General features: G+C 44.6%; 8 protein-coding genes and 1 tRNA gene. 4 read left to right on the top strand and 5 right to left on the bottom strand.

Annotated features, from left to right (window positions below; translation table 11 throughout):
- Window positions 1–583: 583 nt before the first annotated feature.
- From ABDW16_RS20775 to ABDW16_RS20760, 4 genes are read left to right on the top strand one after another with little or no spacing between them, the layout of a single operon-like run.
- Complete coding sequence (locus ABDW16_RS20775; RefSeq protein WP_343672385.1) at window positions 584–1,807, top strand: M50 family metallopeptidase; 1,224 nt, start codon at window positions 584–586, stop codon at window positions 1,805–1,807.
- Entirely contained in the window at window positions 1,792–2,550 is a 759-nt protein-coding gene (locus ABDW16_RS20770) for an alpha/beta fold hydrolase (protein WP_343672384.1), read from the top strand. The genes ABDW16_RS20775 and ABDW16_RS20770 overlap by 16 nt, the downstream gene beginning before the upstream one ends.
- A complete protein-coding gene (locus ABDW16_RS20765) occupies window positions 2,540–3,655 on the top strand; it encodes a hypothetical protein (RefSeq protein WP_343672383.1) in 1,116 nt (371 codons plus the stop codon). Before ABDW16_RS20770 ends, ABDW16_RS20765 begins: the two co-directional genes overlap by 11 nt.
- Window positions 3,656–3,660: 5 nt before the next feature.
- Window positions 3,661–4,065 carry a DUF2141 domain-containing protein gene (locus ABDW16_RS20760; protein WP_343672382.1) on the top strand — a complete coding sequence of 135 codons (405 nt, stop codon included), beginning with the start codon at window positions 3,661–3,663 and terminating at the stop codon, window positions 4,063–4,065.
- A 104-nt stretch (window positions 4,066–4,169) separates the two neighbouring features.
- On the opposite strand, the gene ABDW16_RS20755 is transcribed toward ABDW16_RS20760, so the two are convergent.
- The 5 genes from ABDW16_RS20755 to ABDW16_RS20735 form a co-directional block, all read right to left on the bottom strand.
- Window positions 4,170–4,709 carry a hypothetical protein gene (locus ABDW16_RS20755; protein ID WP_343672381.1) on the bottom strand — a complete coding sequence of 180 codons (540 nt, stop codon included), beginning with the start codon at window positions 4,707–4,709 and terminating at the stop codon, window positions 4,170–4,172.
- Window positions 4,710–5,005: 296 nt separating this feature from the next.
- Window positions 5,006–5,077 (bottom strand) — tRNA-Arg (locus ABDW16_RS20750).
- A 76-nt stretch (window positions 5,078–5,153) separates the two neighbouring features.
- A complete protein-coding gene (locus ABDW16_RS20745; protein WP_343672380.1) occupies window positions 5,154–6,938 on the bottom strand; it encodes a long-chain fatty acid--CoA ligase in 1,785 nt (594 codons plus the stop codon).
- Between the two features lie 15 nt (window positions 6,939–6,953).
- Window positions 6,954–7,244 (bottom strand): 2TM domain-containing protein, encoded by a 291-nt coding sequence (locus ABDW16_RS20740; RefSeq protein ID WP_343672379.1) that lies wholly within the window; start codon window positions 7,242–7,244, stop codon window positions 6,954–6,956.
- A 354-nt stretch (window positions 7,245–7,598) separates the two neighbouring features.
- The gene (locus tag ABDW16_RS20735) at window positions 7,599–8,813 is read right to left on the bottom strand and encodes an MFS transporter (protein ID WP_343672378.1); all 1,215 of its coding nucleotides are present in this window, start codon (window positions 8,811–8,813) and stop codon (window positions 7,599–7,601) included.
- Window positions 8,814–8,852 lie beyond the last annotated feature (39 nt).

Here is an 8,852-nt window from a genome sequence, read left to right as displayed (position 1 = left end):
TACCAATCACATTTTCAAACCAATTAAAACTTAAACACATGCAAGAGTTAAACATCGTAGAACTGGAAAGCCGCGTAGAGCTGGCAGCAGCAGAAGCAGCAATCGACGTAACCATCAATTGCTAATTCACAAATCACATTTTCAAACCAATTAAAACTTAACACAATGCAAGAGTTAAACATCGTAGAACTGGAAAGCCGCGTAGAGCTGGCAGCAGCAGAAGCAGCAATCGACGTAACCATCAATTGCTAATCCATCAATCACATTTTCAAACCAATTAAAACTTAAACACATGCAAGAGTTAAACATCGTAGAACTGGAAAGCCGCGTAGAACTGGCGGCAGCTGAAGCAGCAATCGACGTAACTATCAATTGCTAATCAGCAGCCTGTAACCACCGGCAGGAGCACGCGAACCCCCAATTTATAACAGTCTAAAATCGATTCTCATGAAAAGAGTAGATCCTTGTTATAAGTCATTACCCAAAGTTGGTGTTGGTGTATGTTACCCGGCAATATATGATCACTAATGATGGGCATTTGATAAAAATGCCCATCATTTAAAAACCCTTCAAATCAGTTTATATGAATTTGAATCCTTTAAAAACAGAAAATTCCTTGTTGAACTATGATTACACAATCACCAGTGCCTCCAACAATGAATTTGTACTTGCCTTCGAAGGGAAGTACTTTAAGATAGGCGAATTCATGTATCAGATCTTAAGGGCAGGCCAGCAAGCCAAATACCTGGAAGACCTGCACGCTCAACTTGGTAATGTAGCGAACGTCAGCCTGGCCGGCCTGAAAGAAATAATTGACACAAAGATTTTGCCCATCTTCAAAACCACAGCAGGCAAAGCCAGTGAAGCGCCCGACGATGGATTCTGGTATAAGAAACAAATTCTTTCCAGCAGGCAATCCACCACACTGGCCAAACCATTGTCCTTCCTGTTTGGCAAATCATTCTACTTCCTGTTCCTGTTACTGACAGGTATAAACATTGCGCTCTATTCCCGTACGCATAGTATCGTGGCCAACGATGACCTGCCACTGGGAACTGAGATACTGACCTGGGCCGCCTCTTACTTCTCCTTGTTCTTCATCATGTTTGTGCATGAGCTGGGACACACTGCCGCCGCCTACAAATCGGGTATCAACGCCCGAAGCATAGGTCTTGGGTTCTACACCATCATGCCCGCCATGTATACTGACCTGACGGATGTATGGACAGTGTCCAAAAGCAGCAGGATAAAAATAAACCTGGCAGGCATCTACATTCAGCTGATCATCAACCTGGGTCTTGTAGCAGCATTGCATACCCTTAGCAATGACTTTGCACAAAGCTTTGTCTGGAAGATCTACCTGTTCAACAGTGTCCTCATGGTGGCGAACCTGGTACCACTCTTAAAGCTCGACGGCTATTGGGTATTATCAGACTTCCTGGGTGTACCGAACCTGATCAAAACATCCAACCAGCTACTCCTGAATGCGGTCACCAAAAGAGATCCGTTCGAAGAAGAGAAGCCGCGCGACTACAGTTTTAAAAAGATATTGCTGGTGGTATATACTATCATTCGCGTATCATTCATCATATTCGTCACCTTTATGGCATGTGCCTTTATATATGCCTCCATATTGAAGACAATTGCACTGATCAGGTATTTACCTTACTTAAGTTTTAATTTCGAGACGGCTATTGAAGTGCTCAAGCGCATAGTGACCATAGTGATCATATCACTGTTTACCCGGAAGTACAGGAGGCTATTTTCAAACGTCATATTAAAACGTGTAAAATGGTACAGAGCATAAATAAAAATGCGGATGAATGCCTGATATTCTTTAACCCCATGAGTTCAGACAGCCGCTTCTGGACGACCAATATCCCCAAGGGTTTATTGGAACGCTTTGAGGTCATATTTTACGAATATCCTGGCTACAACAGGCCATTTATCAAGCTGGAAAATTTTAAGGAACTGGCCCGATATATCGACACAGAAGTACTGGAAAACATACATAAACCCATACACCTGGTCGGTTATAGTTACGGAGGTCTCCTGGTACAGCACTTACTGAATCTGAACCGTCATAATATCAAGTCCGCCATACTGATAGCATGTGCAAACAGGATTCTGGCAAGAGATAAAGAGCTGTTGTCTGTACTAAAAAAAGTGAGTGATGTAGACATGTATCTTTTCTGTAGGGTACTGAGCCTCTTCTCTCACGGGTACGAAGACTTCAACAAGAATCCGTTGATCGGGTTACAGAAGTTTTCAAACCTGAAATTGTCTATTCCTGATAAGGTACCGATTATTCAACAGATGAATCACATCATCCGCACATCCCGGATCGAGATTCAGAAGCAGGCCACCAGGACTATGCTGCTGTATGGATCGGAAGACAAGATGATCGATATGGATACATTGGATAGCTTACATGAATATTTAGAAAATCTGAGTTTTAAAAAGTTGATTGGAGAAGCACACATCATCGATCCGACGAAAATGTTTCATCACATTCATCAATTCCTAAAAACTGAGGAATATGCCATCTAAAAGTTTAAGGCTCGAAATATATGAGGAAAGCAAGCAGGAACTGAAATTATCATTTGAAAAGAAGTGGGAAACCCACAATTTGCAGACATTTCAGTTCCTGTCTGCCAACCTTTCCAGGTGTTTGCCTGCCATCCCTGAATCCCAGCACAAGAGCGCTTATTTCGACATACTGTCTTACAAAGTGCTGCAGGGAATTGATACACAGTTTAGCGCTAAGTTCAGTGGCATAGACGATTTTAATGAATTTAACTATGAAGAAATTAAAAAGCATTTACCAGCGCTGTTTGTTTCTTATCATACAGGTTCTTACAGATCAGCCATCGCTTTTCTTGTAAAGTATAATATTAATGTAGTGCTCATCGCAGATCCGCTGGCGTACAAGTATAGCCTGGAGAAGATGTTGCAACAGTTTCAGCAGGTAAAAGATACATTCAATTCTACTTCTGAGTTCATTGTATATCCTGCGGATAGAGCGGACCTCACGCTCCAGATTATGGGGAAGATAAAGCAGGGTTATTCTGTACTGGCTTATATAGATGGTAATGCGGGATCCAATGGTTACCTTAACCGGGATAATAGTCAGCAGATTCCATTTTTCGGGCAGGAGATATTTGTGAGAACCGGGTTGCCTACAATGTCTTTTTATCTGAAAGTACCTATCATACCAATGTTGTCTTATTACGATGAGCGCCTGCAGCCCAGGTGGAATGTGTATGATCCAATTGCACCACCTAAGGGAGAGAAGAGTCCTGCTGGTTATGTGGATCAAAGTATCCGGTACCTGTATGGGATATTGGAAAATGCATTGCAGCGGTATACCATGCAGTGGGAGGGGTGGATGTTTTTGCATCGGTATTTGAATATAGGACCAGTTGCCCAGGGCGCGTTGCTGACTGAGACTGCCAATATTAGTATCAATGACAAAATTGGTTTGTTTATCCTGGATGACAGGTACTACATACTCAACAAAGAAAATTACAAACTAATGGAACTGGACAAAGAAGTCTTCCATTTGTTTGACAATAAAAATCGTGACGCTATTATAGCGCGGCCGATTGCAGATATTCAACTGCTATATAAAAACAGATTCTTAATTCATAATTAATACAAATGAAAAAAATATTTACAGCTGTGTTGTTGCTTGTAGCAGCTACCAGCTTTGCACAGAGAAATTGCTCGATAAAAGTCAATGTCAAAAATGTACTGATCAATAAAGGAGATTTCTATTTCGCGCTTTATAACAAAGAAGGTGACTTTATGAAAGTTCCTTATTCAAAGATCAGGGTACCTGCCAGCCGTGTAAGAAACGGGGTGATCTTTACTAAATTACCGGCAGGTGATTATGCTGTTACGATCTTTCAGGATCTGAACAGTAATAAGATGCTGGATAAGGTGATGTCCGTACCGGTAGAGCCATATGGGCTTTCTAATAATGTGCCGGCTTATCCGACTTATGCAAGCACAAAGTTTACAGTAACGGATCAGTCGTCGATTACTGTAAGTTTACGGAACTAAGCTCCTTTACCAGTTCTTTACCGCAGGTGACAGATAAGCTGCTGCCTGCTTTGTTTTTTAAGCAAACTTTGGAACAGTACATACCTACCTGTACTCTTCCCCATTTATTCTACGCTCACTTCCCTGACGGTTTCATTCCCGGGCAAATCTACTGCCACCACTATTACCTTGCCGCCCGGCGGCCGACTGGCCGCCTTATAATACCAATCCACGCCATTTCTGCCTAAAACCGCTTTACCTTTTTCCAGTATACTGCCTGCGGCATCCACTACCCGTACATTCACTTCTGCTACCCTGAATTCATCTTTCGCTGTCACCACTACAGTTTCATCTTCAAACTGAATATTCTGGATTTCAGGAGACCTGTAAGCATCTTTCACTGCCATATTATAGGCATTCTGCCCCGGGCCGGCCAGCGATTTATAATAAGCCTTCAGCTCCGGATCTTCCAGGATTACCATGGCATAAGCTGCCGCGACCCGCAATTTATACCTGGCTTCCAGCTGCTTCTTCGTCGGCTTTTTCTTAGACGGGCCGCGTTTCTTCGCCATAATTATCTGCCCGTTCCGTTCGTAAATCGTGATTTGATCGCCCAGCGTACCCCGGACGAGTTGGAGGAGTATATTGTCTTTAACAATAGCCATAAAAATTGTTTTTGGGGTTATGAGATCAATATTAATGATCTTGTCCAAAGAATAATCAAGCTTTAACACTAAATGAGTACTAATACGTCACTTAATGTGCACCTCAATATCCAATCGATATAGAGATGTAGTTATGATGTACTTATGGTAAGCTGATGGCAGTATAGTTATGCTATAGCTGGATTAGCTATTGACAGGAAGTTCATATTTATTGTGCTGATGTCGGCATGTCCCTTGCCGCGGAAGTGAGATATTAAAAAATAAAAAAAGCCAGCATCTCTGCTGACTTCATTTCGTAGCCTGGACAAGAATCGAACTTGTATCTAAAGTTTAGGAAACTTCTATTCTATCCATTGAACTACCAGGCCATCACTTTCAGGAAAAACCTTCCTTAAGCGGAGTGCAAAAGTAAAGGATTTTTCCAAAATTCCTTCACACATTTAATTAATTATAGATTTTCTCTATCTGATCTGCATATTTCTGCGCTATCACCTTCCGCTTTACTTTCAGCGTCCCCGACAGTTCCCCATTGGCAATCGTCCACTCCTGCGGCAGCAACTCAAACTTTTTGACCTGCTCTATATGACTAAAATATGCATTGTACTTATCCACAATCTGCTGAAAAAGGGTCTGTACCGCCGGTTGCTGGCACAATTCCTCGTGGGAGCCAACCGGTATACCTCGTTTATGCGCCCAGCGTTCCAGCTGGGGGAAAGACGGTACAATCAATGCCCCGGTGAATTTGCGGTCTTCGCCCACCACCATCATCTGCTCTATGAACACCGACTCCTTGAACTTGTTTTCGATAGGCTGCGGAGCTACAAACTTGCCACCGGAGGTCTTGAACAGCTCTTTCTTACGGTCGGTGATCTTCAGGAACTTATTGTTCACCAGCACACCGATATCCCCGGTATGGAACCATCCGTCTTTAATAGCTTCGGCCGTGAGGTCGGGGCGTTTATAGTAACCGATGGTGACGTTGGGACCTTTTACCAGGATCTCACCATCTTCAGCGATCTTAACTTCTACGTTGTTGATCAGGGGGCCTACGGTGCCAAACATGCGGTCTTTTTCTTCCGTACGGTTTACGCTGATCACCGGCGAGGTTTCTGTAAGTCCATACCCTTCCAGGATAGGGATCTTTGCGGCGGTAAAGATTTTCAGCAGTCTTACCTGGCAGGCGGCGGAACCCGTTACGATCACATCGATGTTTCCACCCAGTGCTTCCCGCCATTTGCTGAACACGAGTTTATTGGCAATGGCCAGTTGTACCTTGTACCACCAGCTCTTGTCCTGGTTGATATCGAACTTTTTGCCCAGGTCTACCGCCCAAAAGAAAAGCCCTCTTTTGATGCCTTTCAGTTCCAGCCCTTTGCCCATGATCCGCTCATACACTTTTTCCAGCAACCGGGGTACGGTAGTGAAGATGCTGGGTTTTACCTCCCGCAGGTTATCTGCAATCGTATCCAGGCTTTCCGCATAGTAAATGGGTACGCCGGCGGTCAGATAAACGTACGAGACGGTGCGTTCGAAAATATGATTAAGGGGAAGGAAGCTCAGCGCTTTGGCCGAAGGGTTTACTGGCAGGCAGGGGGTACAGGCGTGTACATTGCTCATGATATTCTGGTGAGTGAGCATCACACCTTTGGGTGTACCGGTAGTTCCCGAGGTATAAATGACGGTAGCTAATTGCTCCGGGTCAATGCTGTCTTTGATAGCGGCAATCTTTGGAAAGTCTGCTTCGTCTGCCATGGCTGGTATTTCCAGCCAGTGTCTGGCGTCAGGGACCTTGTTGAAGGTAAACACTTCCCTGAGGTGGGGTAGTTTGCCCCGGATGGCCGAGACCTTGTCGTACAGGTCTTTGTCACTTACAAAGAGCAGGCTGGCGGCAGCATCATTCAGAATGTATTCCAGGTCGTGCTCGCTCAGTGTTGGATAAATGGGTGCCAGTACGGCGCCTGCCTGCTGGCAGGCCAGGTCCGTAATCAGCCACTCCGGCCGGTTGGGGGATATGATCGCAATCTTATCAACCCCTTCAGGCGTGTGGTCCCCGTTGCCAATACCTAATTTCAGCAAGCCTGCACCGAAGCGCAGTGTCAGATCGGCTACATCCTGTGTGCTGTATTTTTTCCAGACGTTGTTTTCTTTTCCTACCAGCATGTCAGCTTTTGGGAAGTGTGCCAGCTGGTATGCGATGATGTCGAATAATCTCCGTGGCTGATCAGTCATGTTGCTTTTGGTTTATTACAGGCCTCTTTGTTCCTTCTCAGCTTGCAATCGCTCATATTCCCTGAGTGTGTCCCCAAACGGGTCGCGATGGAAAGCGTTGAAGTACTGGAATGCGATGGCTAATCCCCATCCCAGACCCGGCCATACCGGCCATGGAGTGCCTCCTTCATAGTGACCTGATGTGGCATACCAGATCGCCCAGAAGAAAAGGTTCATAACGAGGTAAACAATCAGGGAATTCTTAAAAGCTGCCCGGGATTTTGCAATCTTCCACAGCCTTTCATCCCTTTGCTGTATAGTTTCCATATGTTTTGTGGTTTAGAAAGATAGGCGCGTCTCTAAATATAGATAATTTTTTTGAATTATCCGGAGGGGGATCATGACTGCAATAACATTTCAGCAGAACAGATTATTTTTGGTTTGAGAACCTGACAGACAGACTGCGAGCATAACTAACTACCAGATCAGCGCATACGGTATTCCACGGACTACACATAAACTTATTGACGATCATCACACGCAACGATATTCAAAGATTGTGTCTTAATGGTTATTTAATTGATGAAACCCAGGGCGTTTTGTTTAATAATGCACTCACCAGTCCCTGGTGGTAAACTTATCCTTTATCAGCAGGGACGGGTGAGCTGGTTTTTACACAAACTACTTTCGGGATTTCTCTACATCCGGCAATAGTCCTGTTAATATACCTATCAATGGTAGCCAGGCGCATAACTGGAACACATAATCTATACCCTTACTATCCGCAATATTTCCTAATACTGCAGAACCTATACCTCCCATACCAAAGGCCAGTCCAAAGAAAAGCCCGGCTATCATGCCTACCTTTCCCGGCACTAACTCCTGTGCATATACCAGTATAGCTGAAAATGCTGAGGAGAGTATAACCCCGATGAATATGCTCAGTACACATGTCCACATCAGGTTTGCATGTGGCAGCAACAATGAGAAAGGCGCTACGCCGAGAATAGAAATCCAGATCACATACTTACGGCCAATGCGGTCGCCCAGCGGCCCGCCAAAGAACGTACCTGCTGCAACTGAAAAGAGAAATACAAACAGGTAGATTTGCGAAGCCTGCACACTCACATTGAACTTATGCATGAGATAGAAGGTATAATAACTGGTCATACCTGCCATGTAGAAATACTTGGAGAACACCAGTACAAGTAGTATGCTGAGTGCAAATATCACTCTGCCGTTTGACAGATGATTGTCCATATGCACCTTTGCCTTTTTAGGTTTCAGGCGATGTGTATTTTGCTTATACCAGGCACCGATATTGATCATTACCACGATGGCGAGGATAGCCAGCACAGAGAACCAGCTCAGGCTGGATTGTCCATGAGGTACAATGATCATTGCTGCCAGTAATGGACCGAGTGAACTACCGGCATTACCACCCAGCTGAAAGAGTGATTGTGCCAGGCCATGTTGTCCGCCGGAGGCCATGTGCGCGAGCCTGCTGGACTCCGGGTGGAATACGGAAGAACCTACGCCCACCAATCCTACAGAGAACAGGACGAAATAAAAGTTGTGGGCCTGAGAAAGACATGCGAGCCCCAGCAAGGTAAAGCCCATGCCTATAATAAGGGAATAAGGCTGCGGTTTTCTGTCAGTATATAAACCGACCAGTGGTTGTAACAATGAGGCTGTTAGCTGGTAAGTAAGCGTGATGTATCCTACCTGGCTAAAGTTGAGGTTCAATGAATCCTTTACAATTGGGTAAATGGCAGGGATCAGTGACTGGATAGCATCATTGATCAGGTGTGAGAAGCTGAGGGCCAATAATACAGAGAAAACGGTCTTCTCAGCGGCTTGTTGCACAGGTGCTTTGGCAGTGGCGATCTTTTCCATAAAATGTATCAGTGAAAAAATAGGCAATACTATCCCTGT

The sequence above is a fragment of the Chitinophaga sp. genome (assembly GCF_039596135.1).
GTDB lineage: Bacteria > Bacteroidota > Bacteroidia > Chitinophagales > Chitinophagaceae > Chitinophaga.
The sequence above is the reverse complement of the archived record's forward strand: the minus strand, read 5'-3'. Positions and strand labels throughout refer to the sequence as shown.